The sequence below is a fragment of the Proluteimonas luteida genome (assembly GCF_021191695.1).
Classification (GTDB): Bacteria; Pseudomonadota; Gammaproteobacteria; order Xanthomonadales; family Xanthomonadaceae; genus Luteimonas; species Luteimonas luteida.
Window position 1 is genome coordinate 96,591 of sequence record NZ_JAIWPT010000001.1, and the last position, 18,313, is coordinate 114,903.

Here is an 18,313-nt window from a genome sequence, read left to right on the forward strand (position 1 = left end):
ATGAGTTCGTCGTGACCGGCACCGGGCGCGGCGTCCACGCGCAATTAACCTACAATCCGCGCCTTCCCGCGCAGGTCCCGATGATGTCGCCCAAGGCCACCGTGTACAAAGCCGAGCTGCAGGTCAGCGACATGGACCGGCACTATTACGCCGCGCACGAGCTGGTGCTGGCCCAGCACCCGTCGGAAACCGCGGCGCGGCTGATGGCGCGGCTGATCGCCTTCGCCCTGTTCGCCGACGAACGCCTGGAGTTCGGCCGCGGCCTGAGCAATGAAGAAGAGCCGGACCTGTGGCGCCGCGACTACACCGGCGACATCGAGCAGTGGATCGACCTGGGCCAGCCCGACGAGAGCCGCATCCGCAAGGCCAGCGGCCGCGCGCGCCAGGTGGTCGTGGTCAACTACAGCGGCAACGCCGCCGGCATCTGGTGGGACAAGCACGCCAACGCCCTGTCGCGGCTGAAGAACCTGACCGTCGTCGACCTCGACCCGGCCTCGATCGAGGCCGCGACCGCGCTGCTGCAGCGGAGCATGCGCCTGACCGCGATGCTGCAGGACGGCGAACTGCAGCTGATGAGCGATGCCGACAACATCGCGATGACCCCGACCTGGCGCCTGCGCGCGGCCGGCTGAGCGCGGCTGCGATGCCGCGGCAGGCCCGCGGCGACAGGACCACGCAGGGCGCGGGCAGCGCCGATTGCGGCCATCCGCCGCGGAAATGTTCTAAGGTCGCGGGCTGTCCTGTCGTTGCGGATGTGCCCCATGCCGATCCACCGTCCCCTCGCCGCCGCGCTCGTCGCCGGCCTCGTCCTGTCTTCCGCCGCCCATGCCGACGAGGGCATGTGGATGCCCACCCAGTTGCCCGATCTCGCCAGGCCGTTGCGCGAGGCGGGTTTCCGCGGCAGTCCCGCCGAACTGGCCGACGTCACCCGGCCGCCGCTGAGCGCGGTGGTGCGGGTCGGCGGCGGCACCGGCGCGTTCGTCTCCGGCGACGGCCTGCTGCTGACCAACCACCACGTGGCCTACGGTGTGATCCAGTACAACAGCAGCGCCGAACACGACATCATCGACGGCGGCTTCATCGCCGACGGCCGCGGCGACGAGCGCGCGGCCAACCCGGATTTCCGCGTGCTGGTGACGGTCGGCTTCGACCGGGTCACCGACGAGGTGCTGGCCGATGCGCGCGGCAAGAGCGGGCGCGCGTACTTCGACGCGGTGGACGTGGCCAGCAAGCGCATCGTCGCCGACTGCGAGCAGGCCGGGGGCGTGCGCTGCAGCGTCGCCAACATGTACTACGGCACCGATTTCTACCGCGTCACCCAGCTGGAACTGCGCGACGTGCGGCTGGTGTACGCGCCGCCGCGTTCGATCGGCAACTACGGCGACGAGGTCGACAACTTCATGTGGCCGCGCCACGTCGGCGACTTCACCCTGCTGCGTGCCTATGTCGGCCGCGATGGGAAGCCGGCCGCCTACAGCCCGGACAATGTGCCCTACCAGCCGCCGGCGCACCTGCAGGTCGCGCGCGAGGGCCTGCAGTCGGGCGATTTCGCGATGCTGGCCGGCTATCCCGGCATCACCTACCGGCACCGCACCGCCGCCGAATTCGCGCACCAGGTCGAGCAGACGCTGCCGCAGCGGGTCGCGGTGTTCGACGCACTGATCGCCGCGGTCGAGGAGGCAGGGCAGGGCGATGCCGACGTGCGCACCCGCTATGCATCGCAGCTGCAGTCGCTGAAGAACAACCGCAAGCGCGCCGCCGGCGAACTGGAAGGCCTGCTGCGCAGCGACGCGGTGCGGCTGCGTGCCGAGGACGAACGGCAGATGTGGGCGGCGCAGTCGCGCGACGCGGCGGACGAGGCCGCGCTGGCGGCGTTCGACGCGAGCATCGGCATCGCCCTGGGCGACGGCGAGCGCGACCTGCTGCTGGGGCTGCTCGCGAGCCAGAGCCAGCTGCTGCGCTCGGCACTGCTGCTGGAGCGGCTGCGGATCGAACTGCCGAAGCCGGACGCGGCGCGCGAGACCGGCTACCAGGCGCGCGACCTGGCGCTGATCGAGGGCGTACTGAAGCAGGCCCAGCGCCGTTATGCGCCGGACGCGGAGAAGGCGCTGCTGCGCGTGCTGCTGGCCCGCTACCAGGCCCTGCCGGAGCATCTGCGCGAACCCGAGTACGACGCGGTGTTCGGCCAGTCGCCGGCGCAGCTGGACGAGGCGCTGGACCGGCTTTATGCGGGCACCGCGCTGGCCGGCGAGCAGGCGCGGCTGTCGGCGCTGGCCGCGATCCGCGACGGCGGCGCGCCGGCCGACGACCCCCTTCTGGCCGCCGCCGCGCAACTGGTGCAGGCGAACCTGCGCATCGAGGCCGCACGCAAGGCCAACGACGGCGACCTGCTGCGGCTGCGGCCGATGTACATGGCTGCGCTGTCGGCCTGGCGCAAGACCCAGGGCCGCGCCCTGTACCCCGATGCCAACGGCACGCTGCGGGTCAGCTACGGCCGGGTCGAGGCGCTGTCGCCGCGCGACGCGGTGACGTTCGCCCCGGTGACCACGGTCGCCGGCATCGTCGAGAAGCACACCGGGCAGGTGCCGTTCGACGCGCCCGCGCCGCTGCTCGAGGCGATCGCCGAGGGCGATTTCGCCGGCACCGCCGATGCCGCGCTCGGCACCCAGCCGGTGAACTTCCTGACCAACCTCGACACCACCGGCGGCAATTCCGGCTCGCCGGTGCTCGATGCGCGCGGCCGGCTGGTCGGGCTGAACTTCGACAGCAACTGGGAGTCGGTCAGCGCCAGTTGGTGGTTCGACCCGCGCACCAAGCGCGCGATCCACGTCGACATGCGCTACATGCGCTGGCTGATGGCCAAGGTCTATCCGGCGCCGGCGCTGCTCGAGGAAATGGGCCTGCCGGCGCGCTGAGCGTGGACATGAAATGGAGGGGGGTGGCCTGCCGGCCGCGTTGGTTTTGTATTCGTTTTTGATTATATTGAATACGTCGCCAGCCAGAGGACAGCCCGTGGCCCGAACGACCACCACCATGACGGTCCGCCTCAGCGGTCCCTTGAGCGATTACGTCGCCGCCAACGTCGGCGAGCATGGCGATTACGAGAACGTCAGCGAATACGTCCGCGACCTGATCCGGCGCGACAAGGCGCGCAAGGAGCAGGAAGCCTTCGAACGGCTCAAGGCCGAGCTGTCGCAGGCCTATGCGGCGCCGGAATCGTCGTACACGCCGCTGACCGCGGCCGACGTGATCGCACGCAACCGGAGCTGATCGCGTGCCCCGGGCGCAGGTCCGAGTCCAGGAGGCCGCGTCCTGGCGGCTCGACGAGATCTATCGCTACACGCGCGATCGCTGGGGCGCGCAGCAGGCCGACCGCTACATCACCGGCCTGTTCGAGGCGTGCGAGGGCCTGTCGACCCATCGCACGCCGTCACGGCCCATTCCGGCCGAGTTCGGCATCGAAGGCTGCTTCTTCCGCTACGGACGGCACGTCGTCTACTGGCGCCGGCTGTCGAACGGGGACATCGGCATCGTGACCATCCTGCACGCGCGGATGCACCAGATCGACCGCTTCCGGGAGGATTTCGGCCCATGACTGCTCTGGTCGATTGTGATCTCCAGTGCCGCAAGCGCGCTTGCGGCTGATTGATCGCTCGATGGCCGTATCCGACGATGGTGAGAAAGTGCTGCCTTCGCCCGACACGATGAAGCAGGTTGCGCATCCCGGTCGGCCGCCGTTCGGATGCCGCGGGCGGTTTGGCCGCACAATGCCCGGCCATCCCCGGAACACGCCGGCCCCATGAAGACCCCGCAGGGACTGCAGCCGTTGATCGACGACGGCATCATCGATGCCGTGCTGCGGCCGCTCAAGAGCGGCAAGGAAGCATCGGTCTACGTCGTGCGCGCCGGCGACGAGGTGCGCTGCGCCAAGGTCTACAAGGACATGGCCCAGCGCAGCTTCCAGGCGCGCGTGCAGTACCAGGAAGGCCGCAAGGCCCGTGGCAGCCGCGAGCAGCGCGCGATGGGCAAGGCGACGAAGTTCGGCCGCCGCGAACAGGAAGCCGCGTGGAAGACCACCGAGGTCGACGCGCTGTACGCGCTGGCCGATGCCGGCGTGCGCGTGCCGCAGCCCTATGGATTCTTCCACGGGGTGCTGGTCATGGACCTGGTGACCGATGCCGAAGGCTTCAGCGCGCCGCGCCTGGGCGAGGTGGAACTGGAACCGGCGCAGGCGCGCGACTACCACGCGATGCTGGTGCGCGATGTCGTGCGGATGCTGCTGCTGGGCATGATCCACGGCGACCTGTCCGAGTACAACGTACTGGTCGCGCCCGACGGCCCGGTGCTGATCGATTTCCCGCAGGTGGTCAGCGCGGCCGGCAACAACGCCGCGCGCACGATGCTGCTGCGCGACGTGCACAACATCCGCGACAGCCTGGCGCGCTTCGCGCCGGAGCTGGCCGATACCCACTACGGCGAGGAGATGTGGGCGCTGTTCGAGGCCGGCGAGCTGCGCGCCGATTCGCCGCTGACCGGGCAATTCGTGTTCGACACTCATGCCGCCGACACCCGCGCGGTGCTGTGGTCGATCGAGGATGCGCGCCAGGAGGCGATCATCCGCCAGCAGGGCCGGGAAGAGGCCGATGCTGCGGATTGAGCCGCACCTGATGCATCGCAGGCGATGAGCGCGCCGCGGTTTCCCGCCCGCGATGGCGTACCGGCCAGCCGCCTGCAGCTCCCGCCGGGACCGTGGGCGACGGTGTTCGAGGCGCTGGTCGCGCGCTTTCCGCGCATCCCGGCCGAGGTGTGGCGCGGGCGCATCGCGTCCGGCGGGGTGCTCGACGCCGATGGCCGGCCGATCACGCTGCGGACGCCATACCGGCTCGGCGCCGAGATCGGCTACTACCGCGAGGTCGCCGACGAGCCGGCGATCACCGCGGCCGAGCACATCCTGCATGCCGATGCCGATCTGGTGGTTGCCGACAAGCCGCACGGCCTGCCGGTGGCGCCGACCGGCGCGTTCGTCACCCAGACCCTGCTGACCCGGTTGATCCGCCGCCTCGACAATCCAGCGCTGGTGCCGCTGCACCGCATCGACCGGGCCACCGCCGGCCTGGTGCTGTTCTCGGCCAATCCGGCGACCCGCGCGCGCTACCAGGCGCTGCTGCGCGAAGCGCGCATCGACAAGACTTACGAAGCGACCGCGCCCGCGTTGCCGGACCTGGCGCTGCCGCATGTGCGTCGCAGCCGGCTCGAACGCGGCACGCCGTTCTTCCGCATGCGCGAGGTCGACGGTGCGCCGAACAGCGAGACCCGGATCGACGTCATCGCGGGCGATGGCCCGCTGTGGCGTTACCGACTCAAGCCGGTCAGTGGCCGCAAGCACCAGTTGCGCGTGCACATGGCTGCGCTGGGCGCGCCGATCCTGCACGACCCGTGGTATCCGGTGCCGGGCGACGAGGGGGCCGACGATCCCACGCGCCCGTTGCAACTGTTGGCCCGCTCGCTGGCATTCGACGACCCGCTGGACGGGCGCCCGCGCCGGTTCGACAGCAGCTTGCGGCTGTTGCCGCTGTCGCGGGATCAGCGCGCGGATTGAGCGGCGCCGGCGCCCTGCGCCCTTCGGGGACGCAGCAGCGTGGCGGCAGCGCCAGGGCGCGGGACAGGCCGGAAACGCGGACCGTCACCTTGCGGCATCCAAGGGGAGGCGCGCGGCGGTGCGTGCCGGGGCGCCGCCGTGGCCCAGCCAGCGCAGCGCACCCTCGGCGGCGACCGCGCCGCTGGCGAAGCAGGCGGTCAGCAGGTAGCCGCCGGTCGACGCTTCCCAGTCGAGCATCTCGCCGGCGGCGAACACGCCGGGCAGGGCGCGCAGCATCAGGTCGCCGGTCATCGCCTCCAGCCGCACGCCGCCGGCGCTGCTGATCGCCTCGTCGACCGGACGCGGCGCGGTCAGCCGCAGCGGCAGCCGCTTGAGCGCCGCGGCGACCGTCGCCGGATCCTGCAGCGCGGCCTTGTCGAGCACCTCGAACAGCAGCCCGGCCTTCGCGCCCCCGATGCCGGCCGCGCGGCGCAGGTGTTCGCCGAGGCTGCGGCGCCCGCGCGGCTTCGACAGGTCGGCCTGCAGCCGCGCAAGGTCGCGGCCCGGCGCCAGGTCGAGGTGCAGCAGCGCGTGGCCGTCGCGGACGATCGCGTCGCGCAGGTCGGCCGATGCCGCATAGATCGCGCTGCCCTCGATGCCGGTCGCGGTCAGCACGCATTCGCCCTGCAGGCTGTGCGTGCGACCGTCGCCGCCGGTCCAGTGCAGCACCACCGGCTTCAGCGGCGCGCCGGCATGGCGCTGGGCCAGATGCGCGCTCCAGCCGGTGTCGAAGCCGCAGTTGGCCGGCAGCAGCGGCGCGACGTCGACACCGCGTGCCTGCAGGATCGCCTGCCAGGCGCCGTCCGATCCGAGCTGCGGCCAGCTGCCGCCGCCGAGCGCGAGCAGGGTCGCGTCGGTGGCATGGGCGACGCGGCCGCCGGGCGTGTCGAACAGCAGCGCGCCGCTCTCGTCCCAGCCCTGCCAACGGTGGTGCATGTGCAGGCGCACGCCATCCTCGCGCAGCTGCCGCACCCAGCCGCGCAGCAGCGGCGCGGCCTTGCGATCGAGTGGAAACACCCGGCCGGAACTGCCGACGAAGGTGTCGACGCCGCGCCCGGCGGCCCAGGCGCGCAGCGCGTCGGCATCGAACCGGTCCAGCCAGCGGCCCACCTCGGCCACGCGCGTGCCGTAGCGCGCATCGAACGCCGGTCGGGGCTCGGAATGGGTCAGGTTCAGTCCACCCTTGCCGGCGATCAGGAACTTGCGTCCGACCGAGCCCTTGGCATCGAACAGGTCGACCTCCACGCCCGCACGGCGCGCGATTTCGGCTGCGTACAGGCCGGCGGGGCCGCCGCCGACGATGGCCAGGCGCGGCGGCGCAGGCGGAGCTCCGGTGACCGTGGCGCGGGCAGGGGACAGGGCGTCGGACATCGCGCCATTATGCGGCTCCGTGCGCCGGCGGTTGCCGCCGCGGGCGCTTAGCCGGCAGCCATGCGCGCGTTGCTATGCTGGCTCGGCGACATTTCTGACGGAATCGGGCAGGAGGCATCCCATGGCCACCGGTTGGGCCGGCGACGGCGCTGTGCAGGACCAGATCGACGCGACCGTGAAAGACGCGATCAAGCGTGCCCGCAGCAAACTGCCGACCGGTCCGAGCCTGACCCATTGCGAGGAATGCGACGAGCCGATCCCCGAGGCGCGGCGCCAGGCGCTGCCGGGCGTGCGCCTGTGCGTGCAGTGCCAGTCGGCGCACGATGCCGAGCGCAGCGCGGCAGGCTACAACCGCCGCGGCAGCAAGGACAGCCAGTTGCGCTGACGGCGCCGGCAGTACGTGTGCCGTTCCGCGCGGTCGCGCAGGACAGGCATCGTCCTGGCCTGCGGCTTGCCGCTTCGCCGTCGGCACCGTACCTTGGCGCGCCTACTGCCATGGAGCGTCCCATGATCCAGCGATTCGATGCCGGCCCGCGCATGTCCGAGGCCAGCGTGTACAACGGCGTGGCCTGGCTTGCCGGCCAGGTGCCGGAGGATGGCGATGCCGACATCGCGACCCAGACCCGGCAGGTGCTCGACGCGATTGACGCGTTGCTGGCCGAGGTCGGCAGCGACAGGACCCGGATCCTGCACGCGCAGATCTACCTCGCCGACATCGCCGATTTCGACGGCATGAACGCGGTCTGGGACAGCTGGGTGGTGCCGGGGCAGGCGCCGTCGCGGGCCACGGTCGAGGCGCGGCTGGCCGATCCTGCGTGGAAGCTGGAGATCGTGGTCACCGCCGCGGTCGGCTGAACCGCTGCGCCAACGGGCGATCAGATGTCGAGCGGATCGCCCTGCGTGGGTGGTCGCCGGGGCGCCGGCGGCCCTTCGCGCCAGCGGCGCACGGTGCGCTGGAAGAACAGGCTGTTGGGAATCTGCAGCGTCGTGCCCTGCGTCGGCCCGCCGTCGGGTTCGCGCAGTGTGGTGTAGATCAGGTTGATGTCGATCACCTGGCCGCGCAGGCCGGGCTTCTCGCCGTTCTCCAGCATTTCGATGTGGTCGTGCAGCCGGAACGGGCGCGTGGTCAGGATCAGCATCGCGCAGAAGATGTTCGACAGCACGCTCCACGCGGCGAAGAACGCGACCGCGCCGACGGCCGCGAAACCGGTGAACGCCGTCCACAGCACCGTGCCTGATACGCCCAGCCGCTCCAGGATCATCAGCAGCGCGCCGAAGAAGATCAGGAACGCGGTGACGCGCCGGCCGCCGACCACGGCCTCGACCGGCAGCGTATAGCGTCGCGCCAGGCGCTCGATGAAGCGCCGTACCAGCATGCGCAACAGCCATGCCGCCAGCACGATCAGCAGGATCTGTCCGAACGGGACGATGATGTCGAGCCAGTCGTGGAGCCAGACCGGCAGATGTTGCTTGAACCCCAACGCGAACTCCTGTCCGCCGCATCAACGGCGCGGCGCAGGGAGCATTCTAGCCAGTGGGGTGGCGGGCAGGGATGCCGGGGCCGGGAGACGTCCCGCGACCGCCAGCCGCGGGCGCTACGCGACGCGCCGGAACACCACCCGCACTACGCGATGGCGCCCGCCGTCGCTCTCGCTGTCGGCCCGGACGATGCGGACCCGGCCCGCGCCTTCGAGGCGTTCCAGGCGCCGGTGCACGCCATCGAACACGTCCACGTCGAGGCCGAGCGAGCTTTGCGACCAGCGGATCTCGCGATCCAGCGGCAACCGCTCCAGCGCCTCGAGTTCGTCGAACATCGTCATCTGCATCTCCCTGTGGCCGGGGCGGTGCATCAGACCGTGCGCACGTCTCGTCGTCTGCGACAGGAGCGCGCGGATAGCGACGCCCGAAGCGGGGGGCGCCGAATGCACATGCACATAGATGCGTCGTCGGCGCTGCGTCGCCGCAGGCGTCAGGATCGGGCCACGGCGGCTATCTGCCGGTTGCCGACGGGGGCGTGTCCTTCGTGTCGACGTTCCGGGTGAACGACGCGCCTTCGGTCAGCGAGGCGTCGTTGCCTTCGGCCGAGGCATTGTTGTCGTGGGCGTAACGGTCGCCCTTCGACGATTTCCGGTCGTGGTCGCCGACATTGACGCCCTGGCGCGGCTGGTCCGGCGCGGGCCGGGTGGTCTTCTGGGCTCTGGGCACGGGGATTTCCTTCGGCATTGCGGGAGTCCCCAGCGTCCTCCTGCGCATGTAAGCCGCCGTGAATCCATGAGGCCGTTGGCGGGTATCGGCCGGCACATGCCGTTCCGCAGCGGACCGCAGGCACGAAAAAGCCGGCGCAAGGCCGGCTTCTTCAGGAACGTACGTCTGCATGGTGGGCGGTACAGGGATCGAACCTGTGACCCTTGCCGTGTGAACCTGCAAAATGCGGTTTCATGACGTCTCATAAAGTCTCATAAGTTATTGTTTTTGAAGAATTTATGTCTTGACGCGTCTCACTCCGTCGCATACAATTTTTCCGTACCATTTCCGTACGAAGAATCCAATGCCTCGCGAAAACATCGACAGGGCGGGTGTTCGAAATCGACTTCGGCCGCGGCGCGAACCCTATTGGGGCGCGCCCGTGGAGCGTGGTCTGTATGTCGGCTTCCGCCGCTTGGCGTTTGGTGGAAACTGGGTCGCGCGTTACTACAACGACGATGGTCGCCAGGCGTACAAGGCATTGGGTCCAGTCTCAGACGAGAACAACTACGACGTGGCCAAGTCGGAAGCCCGACGCTGGCGCAAGTCGGTCGACGCTGGGGTTACGACCGGCGAAGTGGATACGGTGGCCGAGGCGTGTGCTGACTATGTCCGCGCGTTGCGGAATGCAGGGCGAGAGGCTGCCGCTGCCGATGCCGAACGACGCTTCGCGCGGGTCATCGACGCCGATCCGTTGGGGAACATCAAACTTGCTCGGCTGCGCGAACGCCACTTGGATGCTTGGCGCGAGCGATTGATGACCGGCAAGCTCACACCCCTGCCGAAGATGCGTGGGAGGCCGCGGGTTCCGAAGCCGCTGTCCCCGACAGCATTCAGTCGCATGCTGACGAGCTTGAAGGCCGCGCTGAACCGAGCGGTGTCAAAGCGCTATGTTTCGCAGGAAAGGGCGTTCGAGTGGCAAGTCGTGAAGCCTCCGAAGGGTACCGTCAATCGTCGGCACCTGTACTTGGACAAAGATCAGAGGCGTGCGTTACTCGAGGCGGCGCAAGGAAATTTTCGCGACTATGTGGAATGCGTTGCCCTGACAGGTTGTCGTCCAGGCGACCCTGCGGCAGTGTTGCGAAAGGACTACGATGCACACACCGGGTCGGTGACGTTCCGCACAAAGGATCATTTGCGCACGATCCCGCTCTCGCCAGCGGCCAAAGCGCTTCTCGATCGCTTGGCAAAGTCGAAGCTGCCTAATGCTTACCTGTTCACCCAGAACGATGGTGCTGCTTGGCAAGCGCACATCTGGCGGGATCTGGTGAAGGAGGCGGCAGCTTCGGCTGCACTGCCGAGCGAAACTGTCCTCTATACGCTTCGACACAGTTGGATCACCGACGCCATCATCGGTGGCATGGATCTGCTGACCGTGTCGAAGCTGGCAGGAACATCTTTGCTGATGATCGAGAGGAACTATGGTCATTTGGTGCAGGATGTGGCCCGCGAAAAGCTGGCGGCCGTCGCTTTTGTGTAGCCACTGAACACTTCCGTCCTTCGGTTCGTTGACCGCCGACCTCGCCGACGCGGCCGCGGCAAACATGGGCTACATGGTCAAGCGGTAAGGCAGGCTTAACGAACTCGACTCAGCTCCTGGCGCGGTGGTCGCAAGAGGCAAAGAACGGGGTCTGCTGGCGTAGCAACTTGCCGGCAAACCATTAATGTAGTAACGTAACTACATTGTTGGTCGAGGAGGACGCTCCCATGGGCGTAACGACACTTTCCAGCCGAGAACTGAACCAAGACGTTGGCCGGGCGAAGAAGGCGGCCAAGCACGGGCCTGTCTTCATCACCGATCGCGGCAAGCCGGCCCACGTCCTGCTCAGCATAGAGGACTACCAGCGGCTCACCGGTCGGCACCGGAGCCTTGTCGACGCGCTGGCTATGCCTGGCCTTTCGGAGATTGAGTTCGATCCGCCGCGAGTGACCATAGAGGGACGCTCGGCAGAGTTGACGTGATGTATCTGCTTGATACCAATGTCATTTCTGAGCTGCGCAAGGCTGGTGATCGGAAGGCTGATCAGAATGTGATGGCTTGGTTCTCCGAGATTGACGCTACCCATTGCTTCATCTCTGCGCTGACTTTGATGGAATTGGAGATCGGCATTCTGAGGGTGGAACGGCGCGATCCCACGCAAGGGGCGCGGTTGCGCACATGGTTTGACGCGCACGTACTACCCGAGTTTGCGGAACGGACCCTGCCGGTCGATGTCTCCGTGGCGCTGCGTTGTGCTCGTTTGCATGTGCCTGATCCCCGGAGCGAAAGGGACGCGCTGATAGCTGCAACCGCCATGGTGCACGGCATGACCGTGGTTACCCGGAACGTGACTGACTTCGAACCGCTCGGTTCGCAAGTCTTGAATCCGTGGTCGGGGCAGAGCGGTCGCCTGCAAGGCGCGAAGGGGAAAAAGCGCTCTTAGCGCCTCATTGTTTCCTTGAAATGGCGGTGGTGACTGATAGCGTTTGATTCGAAGCGGGAAAGCGGGGATAGGTGGGTAATGCGAAGGCTCATCTTCTATGGATGCGCTGCCTTGGGAGCAGGGATTGGTCTGCTGATCGGAGTTGCGCAAAACAGCCTTGGACTCGCGATCTTCTTTGGATTGAAACTAACGGTGGTCGGTATGGTGCTTGGAGCATTCTTCTCAAACATCGGACGCAAATCCTCCAAGAAGGAACAAAAGGTCGAGCGGGATCTTGAGCGCGAGGAGTGGGAGCGTGCCGAGTTGGAGCGAGTCGCCCGGATGGGCAGTCACGACACCAGTCCGGAAGAACTCACCGCAAACTACTGGCGCGACAAGGGACACCCGCCTTTCATGAATCCGGAAGACCACGATCCAAGAGGGTGAGGGACGACGGCACTACTCGTCGTTGAATCTCTTCCTGATCGCGTCCTTCGCCCGCTGATAGAACGATCGCCCCGTGTCCCTGGCCTCTTCGGCCATGATCCTGCCGTCCTGAAGTACCTGCTTGCCGGCCTGGATTCCCAGCGACTTGCGGGTGGCGAGCGTGCCGTCTTCGGTCTCCACGACCTGGGCTTTCTCGTCGAACCGATCCTGGGATTGCTCCGCATGCTGGTTGATCTCTGCTCCGCGGCGGCGGACGTCGTCGCGGAGAGAGGAGGGCGAACCCACCCCATCCATATCTGTAAGCGTCGTGTCGAACCCGAACACGGCGTCCCGATGGCCCTGATGGCCTTGCGCGATAGCCGCGGCACGTTCGACCGAGCCGCGCTGGCCGGCGTGATGGCCATGGACATTGTCGAACGCCTCCGGTACCGCCGTGCCATCGCTGAATGTCCGGTTGGGGGAAAGCCCTTGGCGCGCTAGCTCCGACTCCATCATCGCGAACGCCGCCGCGCTGCTGCCGCCGTATTGCTCGGCATAGCGACGGAACATCTCCAGGTTGTGCGGATCCTGGGCGATGTCGATGGAGATCGACTCGCCACGTTCGCGCGCATTGGAGAGGCGTTCGGCGTAGGCGAGACGCTCGGCGTACGCGGCTTCCGAACGTTGCGATAGCGCTGTGGTGCTGGAAAGTCGGGAGGCTAGTTCGCGTGCCTCGTGTGCATCGGACGTGACCATGTTCACTAAGCTGCTGTCGCGCGCCAGGCGATCGCCGAACTGCTGGAACTCAGCGATCTGCTCGCTGGTCATGGAGTCGAGGACCTTGCGCTCGTCCTGCGACAGTCCCGCCATGTAGCTTTTCAATGAGCTGCTGGTCAGTCCGCCCGACGCCGTGCGAGATCCCTTCCGGCTGCTGAACGTGTAAGAGGCAGGTAGACCGAAAATCGAGTTGGCGACTTGGGACTGGCTCAAGCCTGTGCTCTCGGCGACACGCTGCGAGATATGATCCAAGCGACTTAGGCTCTCGCCGAGCTGCTCATAGCGGCTGTCCGTCGTGCCATCGCTCCGGCGGATCGATTCCAGATTGTTCAGTCCGCGGGCGAAGGTCTCGGTCAACGCTGCCGAGCGTTCCCGATTGGCTGAGATCGCCTGATTGCGGGCGCTGTCCGCCACCCGGCTCGCCTCGCTGACGTCCTGTTCAGAGACACGCATCGACACCACGCGCGAGGCGAAGCCCTCGTTGCGCAGCAGCGACATTGCTGCGCGGCCGGTCAGCGCGTTGCTGGTCAGCGTGTTCCCGGTGATGTCGTCCTGCAAGCTGCCCATGAACGCGGACGTGCGGTTCGGCGCCAGCCGCGTCTGATCCATCGCGACGTTGCCGATGCTGACGTTCCCCGTAGCCGCGGCCCCTGTAGCGCCGGCCAGCGTGGCCTGGAGGCCCGACAGCCCACCGACCAGCGCGGTGCCGAAGTTCTCCATGCGCTTGAGCGCGCTCCATGCGATGAAGGGGATCGCCATCGACAGGTATCCGACCACCGCTTCGCCGGAGATCGCCCGCGAGTAGATCGTGGAGGCCGTCTGCAGCGCCAACGACTTCGTGCCGGTGCCCAGGTCCGCAGCCGCCGCCAGGTCGTACGCGGCGAAGATGGTCGCCATGTAGTTCAGCACCGCGTACAGCGGCGGCCAGAGCTGGATCCAGATCAGGATAGCGGCATAGCCCTTGATCGCCAGCATCGTCTCCCGCCCGCTGGTCAGCAGAAGCAACAACACGAATAGCGGGAACAGGGCATAGCAGACCGCCTCGATGACGTTGCGGAACACCGGCAGCGCCTGTTCGGCGACCTTGCCGAAGTTGATCCAGGCCGCGTTCTGCTGCGCCGTAGCCTGGGCGCGGCCGACGGCGAGCACCATCGCCGCAGGATCGTTGGCTCGCTGGCCAGCCAACCGGCCGGCATCATGGATGGCGTTGAGGACCGCGTTCTGCCGGATGATGTCGGCGGCCGTGGCCGAGGCGCCCGCGATCTGGTTCTTCAGGTAAGCCTGCTGGACCTGCCCGCCGATGACCGCAGCGGCGGCGCTGCCGGGCAGCGTGGGGTTGGCCTGGAAGGCGAGCCGGCCCTGGATGCGCGTGATCTGCGCCGGCAATCGGTTGTTGAGCGACAGGTAGACGTTTGGGCAGGTGTCGATGGTGCTGCCCGTGACGCTCGAGAGCGTGCTGAAGCGGGCTGGGTTTGGCGTACCGATGAGTGACCAGACGTCGTCGGACGTCGAGAACGCCGTCGGGTCGATCGTCCCGTCGATCAGGTCGTACGCGGTGCAGTTGAGCAGATAGTTGATGGTGTCGGTGCGGAAGTTCGGATCGGGAAAGACCACCGTGCCCGTCTCCCGGATCAGTCGGTTCCCGAACATCAGTCCGCTTTGGGAGTACGCCAGTTCAGAGGGGAGGGCGCCGGGCCCCGGGATCGTCTGGAACGCGGTCTCGAACAGGCCCGTCAGCGTGTGGCCGACGGTGCTGGTCAAGCTGCCGAGCACCGCGACGCCAAACGGCACGTTGTCCACGATCTGGACGGGCGTGCTGCCGGTCTTGTCCACGATGCCGACGGTGACCTTCGGGACAATCAGTACGGAGAAGACCAGCACCACCGACGCCAGCCATTTCCAGCCGAGCAGCTTCTCTGGTGCGAAGGCGTAAGCGATCGCTGCGGCAACGAAGCCGCAGAAGGCCACGGCCGCGACCGCCGACATGTAGTCGCCGGAAGCGTGGATCGCCGCGGTGGCGTTGAAGATGCCGAACAGGCTGGCAGCGTTCTGGTAGGCGTAGATTTCCCACATGGACTTGGGAATGTTGGGGTGGGTAGGGCAGTGCGATGCAGAGCGATTCGATAACGGGATCGTCCCGACGATTGTTAGCTCCGGATGGGCCAAGGCTTCTCCAATGAAAGGATGCCTGGGCGTGTGACTGCCGTCCGCGGAGAATGGGCGTGCTTTCGCGGACGATTCGTCATTGGCACAAGGAATTTAACGAGCCGGTGTTGGGACGTGGAACATCCGACGAAAGCTGATTCTTGCGACGCCCGAACGTTGGTACTCGAAATTGCTCGATCGTGGGCCGGCTTCTCTTGCAGCGGTTCGGCTTCGAGCCGATGAGCATGTTGATCCGCGGTGGCTCGATCCACGGACGAGGCGGTACGTTCAACTACCTGCGGTGGCCGGCACCCCGCGGCAATTTCCGTGACACGAGGAGCGAGCGATGTGTAACCACCTTGGCAGGACTGTCGTTTGCGCGCTCTTATTCGCGCTGTCGCCGGCGCTGGCGTGGGCCGAGCCGGATGGCCCGTACCTGCTGCCGGCCGATGCTGACGGATGGACCGCGCACTGGGTCGAGCCGGATGGCGAGGGCATCCAAGTCCGGCGTGAACCGGCAACTGTCGGCGAGGAGATAGCGGTTCCGGCGATTGGCGCCCTTCCGAAGTTCTCGGTGCGGCTGCGCGGCCCTGCGGAGATCGCTCCGGACGAACTCGCGCTTCCGTCGGAGACGCCGCTACTGGTCATCGCCGACACCCACGGCGAGTACGAAATCCTGGTGGAACTGCTGCGCAGCCAAGGCGTCGTGGACGAGCGGCTGGCGTGGTCGTTCGGCACGGGCCACGTGGTCTTCCTCGGCGACGTATTCGACCGCGGCGCGCAACAGACCGAGATCCTGTGGTTGCTCTACCAACTCGAAGCGGAGGCCGCGCGTGCGGGTGGCGGTCTGCACCTGCTGCTCGGCAACCACGAGGCGCTGGTGCTGCGCGGCGACGAGCGCTACCTCAATCCGAAGTACCTGCGCACGGCGGAGGCGCTGGGCGTCGGCGCGTACGCGGATCTGTTCAGTGCGGACACCCCGCTCGGCCTGTGGCTGCGCACGCGCGCGGCCGTGCTCAAACTAGACGGCCTGTTGCTGCTGCACGGCGGCGTCTCGCCCGAGGTCGTGCGCCGCGGACTGGCGCCAGCGCAGCTCAACCGCGCGGTGCGCGATGTGCTGGCCGGCGACGCCGATCCGGTCGAGTCGGACCTGCACGGCTTCGTGATGGGCGCGGATGGGCAGCTGTGGTATCGCGGTTATTTCCCGCGCGGCGACGCGTCGCCCGGGGTGACCGATGCGGATTTGGCCGCCGCGCTGCGCCACTTCGGCGTGGATACCATCCTCGTCGGCCACACCATCGTGCCGGAAGTGACGCCGCTGTATGGCGGCAAGGTGATCGCCGTGCAGGTCTACCCGCGTCGCGACGAGGAGACCGGCGAGGCGCTGCTGGGCGCCGTGCTGCGCGAGGATGGCCGCTGGTACCGCGCCGACGTGGACGGCACGCGGGCACCCCTGCAGGTCGAGAAGGCGTCCAACTGAAGGTAGGGCATTCGCCTCGAGCGGCGTCTCCCGAACCGGATGCCGTGAAGGCGTCCCCCGTCCGTCCGCACGCCCTGTAGCGCAGGAACCCCTTGGAGAACGCATGCCACCGCGCGCCGCTCCCACACTTGCACCCGCTCGGAAGCCGCGCAATGCTTCAATGGCGACGGGCTGGGTCCCGTTATCCGCCCGCCCGATCACGGGCGCCCTTCGCCAGCTGGTTCCGGAACACGCATGAGCGCCGAGATCCGCTCGCTGTTCGATCCCGTCGCCGAAGCGCGCGACGACGGTGAGCAGGGCGATGCCGCCGCCTTTGAGGCGGTGCTGCGGCAGTGCCGCCCGGAACTGCTGGCCTACCTCTCCAGCCGCCTGCAGAATCCGGCCGACGCGGAGGATCTCGCCCAGGAGGCCTGTGCGCGCGTGCTGCAGTACCGCGACGATCCCAGCATCGCCGACATGCGGATGATGCTGTTCCGTATCGCCAACAACGTCCTCACCGACCACTATCGCCGCAGCGACCGCCGCTGCGTCAACGACCACGTGGCCCTCGATGCGATCGGCCCGCTGCAGGCACCCGAGCGTCCGCAGGCCGACCGCGTCGCCGATCAGGATGCGTTGGGCCGGCTCCGGCGCGCCATCGCGCGGCTGCCGCCCAAGTGCCAGCTCGCCTTCATGCTCAGCCGCTTCGACGGGCTCTCGCATCGTCAGATCGCCGACAAGATGCAGGTTTCCGTGAAGATGGTCGAAAAACACATCGCCCGTGCGCTGCGCGCCTGTCAATCCGCGGTAGGAGATCGCGACGCTTGAGCGTCATCTACCCATGAGCATGGACAAGACCCCCGACCGCATCGCCGAACAGGCCGCCGAGTATTTCGCCCGGCGCACCTCCGGCGCGCGCCGTGAACCGAGCGACGGCCTGCGGGACTGGCTGCGGGCCGATCCGCGCCACGCGCAGGCCTACGGCGAGACCCAGGTGCTGTGGGAACAGCTGGGCGAACTGCGGGACGATGACGAACTGCAGGCGCTCAAGCAGGCCCGCCTCGCCGAACTGCGCCGCGAGCGGCCGCGCAGCCGGCTGGGCGCGCCGCTGCTGGCGATGGCCGCCACGCTCGTGTTGCTGCTCGGCGGCTACGTCGTGTACCTGCGCGATTTCGGCGCGGAACCGCCGGTGCCCTATGCCACCATGCTGGGCGAACAGCGCACCGAACGCCTGCAGGATGGCTCGCAACTCGTCCTCAACACCGATACAGCGGTGCAGGCCGCCTACACCCGCAGCCGGCGCGAGATCGAGCTGCTGCGCGGCGAGGCCCAGTTCAATGTCGCGCACGACGCCGCCCGCCCCTTCGTGGTGAAGGTGGGCGAGGGCAGCGTGACCGCGCTTGGCACCCGCTTCCAGGTGCGCCGGGAGGCGGACGCCACGCTGGTCACCCTGCTCGAAGGCAGCGTGGAAGTCGCCTTCGGCCAGCAGCGTCACCTGCTGCGGCCCGACGAGCAGGCACGCCTATCTGCGGCCGACGGCCTCGTCGTGGCCCGCATCGACCCCGACGCCGTCAGCGGCTGGCTCGACGGCTGGCTGCGCTTCCGCGCCACGCCGCTGGAACAGGTGATCGCCGAGGCCAACCGCTACTCGCCGCGCAAGCTGCGCCTGGGCAGCCCGGAACTGGCCGGCGTGGAAATGAACGGCACGTTTCGCACCGGCAAGAGCGAGGCCATCGCCGCGGCGGCCGCCATGATCCTGCCGGTGCGCGTGGACGACAGCGGCGAGGACATCGTGCTGCTGCCGCTGCAGTAGCCGCCGCGCACTCGAAATCCGAGGTAGGGCAACCGGTG

Annotated in this window: 20 protein-coding genes; 15 read left to right on the forward strand and 5 right to left on the reverse strand. The window is 67.8% G+C overall.

The genetic code is table 11. The features are described 5' to 3' along the window. Window positions 1-83: 83 nt before the first annotated feature. The 6 genes from LDO26_RS00440 (at window position 84) to LDO26_RS00465 (ending at window position 5,599) form a co-directional block, all read left to right on the forward strand. Window positions 84-632, forward strand: coding sequence for a YaeQ family protein (locus tag LDO26_RS00440; RefSeq protein ID WP_232129095.1), 549 nt, complete (start codon window positions 84-86; stop codon window positions 630-632). 129 nt (window positions 633-761) lie between these two features. Next, entirely contained in the window at window positions 762-2,915 is a 2,154-nt protein-coding gene (locus LDO26_RS00445; RefSeq protein WP_232129096.1) for a S46 family peptidase, read from the forward strand. 97 nt (window positions 2,916-3,012) lie between these two features. Next, window positions 3,013-3,270: a ribbon-helix-helix domain-containing protein gene (locus tag LDO26_RS00450; RefSeq protein WP_232129097.1), complete on the forward strand. Its 258-nt coding sequence runs from the start codon at window positions 3,013-3,015 to the stop codon at window positions 3,268-3,270. Between the two features lie 4 nt (window positions 3,271-3,274). Then, window positions 3,275-3,595, forward strand: a complete 321-nt coding sequence (locus tag LDO26_RS00455) for a type II toxin-antitoxin system RelE/ParE family toxin (protein WP_232129098.1) — start codon at window positions 3,275-3,277, stop codon at window positions 3,593-3,595. Between the two features lie 204 nt (window positions 3,596-3,799). Then, window positions 3,800-4,657 carry a PA4780 family RIO1-like protein kinase gene (locus LDO26_RS00460; protein ID WP_232129099.1) on the forward strand — a complete coding sequence of 286 codons (858 nt, stop codon included), beginning with the start codon at window positions 3,800-3,802 and terminating at the stop codon, window positions 4,655-4,657. Window positions 4,658-4,681: 24 nt separating this feature from the next. After that, window positions 4,682-5,599, forward strand: coding sequence for a pseudouridine synthase (locus LDO26_RS00465; protein ID WP_232129100.1), 918 nt, complete (start codon window positions 4,682-4,684; stop codon window positions 5,597-5,599). 84 nt (window positions 5,600-5,683) lie between these two features. Here the strand turns inward: LDO26_RS00465 and LDO26_RS00470 are convergent, their stop codons facing one another. Next, on the reverse strand, window positions 5,684-7,009 hold the full coding sequence (locus tag LDO26_RS00470; RefSeq protein ID WP_232129101.1) for a TIGR03862 family flavoprotein: 1,326 nt from the start codon (window positions 7,007-7,009) through the stop codon (window positions 5,684-5,686). A 121-nt stretch (window positions 7,010-7,130) separates the two neighbouring features. On the opposite strand from LDO26_RS00470, the gene LDO26_RS00475 reads away from it, so the two are divergent. Together LDO26_RS00475 and LDO26_RS00480 are read left to right on the forward strand one after the other, a co-directional pair. Continuing rightward, a complete protein-coding gene (locus LDO26_RS00475) occupies window positions 7,131-7,394 on the forward strand; it encodes a DksA/TraR family C4-type zinc finger protein (RefSeq protein ID WP_232129102.1) in 264 nt (87 codons plus the stop codon). Window positions 7,395-7,516: 122 nt separating this feature from the next. Then, complete coding sequence (locus tag LDO26_RS00480; protein WP_232129103.1) at window positions 7,517-7,864, forward strand: RidA family protein; 348 nt, start codon at window positions 7,517-7,519, stop codon at window positions 7,862-7,864. A 20-nt stretch (window positions 7,865-7,884) separates the two neighbouring features. Here the strand turns inward: LDO26_RS00480 and LDO26_RS00485 are convergent, their stop codons facing one another. The 3 genes from LDO26_RS00485 to LDO26_RS00495 form a co-directional block, all read right to left on the reverse strand. Then, window positions 7,885-8,490: a mechanosensitive ion channel family protein gene (locus tag LDO26_RS00485; protein WP_435594003.1), complete on the reverse strand. Its 606-nt coding sequence runs from the start codon at window positions 8,488-8,490 to the stop codon at window positions 7,885-7,887. 114 nt (window positions 8,491-8,604) lie between these two features. Continuing rightward, window positions 8,605-8,829 (reverse strand): hypothetical protein, encoded by a 225-nt coding sequence (locus LDO26_RS00490; protein ID WP_232129104.1) that lies wholly within the window; start codon window positions 8,827-8,829, stop codon window positions 8,605-8,607. Between the two features lie 169 nt (window positions 8,830-8,998). After that, window positions 8,999-9,214, reverse strand: coding sequence for a hypothetical protein (locus LDO26_RS00495; protein WP_232129105.1), 216 nt, complete (start codon window positions 9,212-9,214; stop codon window positions 8,999-9,001). A gap of 283 nt (window positions 9,215-9,497) precedes the next feature. On the opposite strand from LDO26_RS00495, the gene LDO26_RS00500 reads away from it, so the two are divergent. The 4 genes from LDO26_RS00500 to LDO26_RS00515 all read left to right on the forward strand — a co-directional run bounded on the left by LDO26_RS00500 (window position 9,498) and on the right by LDO26_RS00515 (window position 12,102). Continuing rightward, window positions 9,498-10,733 (forward strand): tyrosine-type recombinase/integrase, encoded by a 1,236-nt coding sequence (locus LDO26_RS00500; RefSeq protein WP_232129106.1) that lies wholly within the window; start codon window positions 9,498-9,500, stop codon window positions 10,731-10,733. A 227-nt stretch (window positions 10,734-10,960) separates the two neighbouring features. After that, window positions 10,961-11,215 (forward strand): type II toxin-antitoxin system Phd/YefM family antitoxin, encoded by a 255-nt coding sequence (locus LDO26_RS00505; protein ID WP_232129107.1) that lies wholly within the window; start codon window positions 10,961-10,963, stop codon window positions 11,213-11,215. Continuing rightward, window positions 11,215-11,676 (forward strand): type II toxin-antitoxin system VapC family toxin, encoded by a 462-nt coding sequence (locus tag LDO26_RS00510; RefSeq protein ID WP_232129108.1) that lies wholly within the window; start codon window positions 11,215-11,217, stop codon window positions 11,674-11,676. The genes LDO26_RS00505 and LDO26_RS00510 overlap by 1 nt, the downstream gene beginning before the upstream one ends. A gap of 78 nt (window positions 11,677-11,754) precedes the next feature. After that, window positions 11,755-12,102, forward strand: a complete 348-nt coding sequence (locus LDO26_RS00515) for a Z-ring associated ZapG family protein (RefSeq protein ID WP_232129109.1) — start codon at window positions 11,755-11,757, stop codon at window positions 12,100-12,102. Window positions 12,103-12,114: 12 nt separating this feature from the next. Here the strand turns inward: LDO26_RS00515 and LDO26_RS00520 are convergent, their stop codons facing one another. Further along, a complete protein-coding gene (locus LDO26_RS00520) occupies window positions 12,115-14,931 on the reverse strand; it encodes a conjugal transfer protein TraG N-terminal domain-containing protein (RefSeq protein ID WP_232129110.1) in 2,817 nt (938 codons plus the stop codon). Window positions 14,932-15,349: 418 nt separating this feature from the next. On the opposite strand from LDO26_RS00520, the gene LDO26_RS00525 reads away from it, so the two are divergent. From LDO26_RS00525 to LDO26_RS00535, 3 genes are all read left to right on the forward strand, one after another. Further along, window positions 15,350-16,483 (forward strand): metallophosphoesterase, encoded by a 1,134-nt coding sequence (locus tag LDO26_RS00525; protein ID WP_232129111.1) that lies wholly within the window; start codon window positions 15,350-15,352, stop codon window positions 16,481-16,483. Between the two features lie 234 nt (window positions 16,484-16,717). Beyond that, window positions 16,718-17,290 carry an RNA polymerase sigma factor gene (locus tag LDO26_RS00530; protein WP_232129112.1) on the forward strand — a complete coding sequence of 191 codons (573 nt, stop codon included), beginning with the start codon at window positions 16,718-16,720 and terminating at the stop codon, window positions 17,288-17,290. 13 nt (window positions 17,291-17,303) lie between these two features. Next, a complete protein-coding gene (locus LDO26_RS00535) occupies window positions 17,304-18,275 on the forward strand; it encodes a FecR family protein (protein WP_232129113.1) in 972 nt (323 codons plus the stop codon). The last annotated feature ends 38 nt before the right edge of the window (window positions 18,276-18,313 follow it).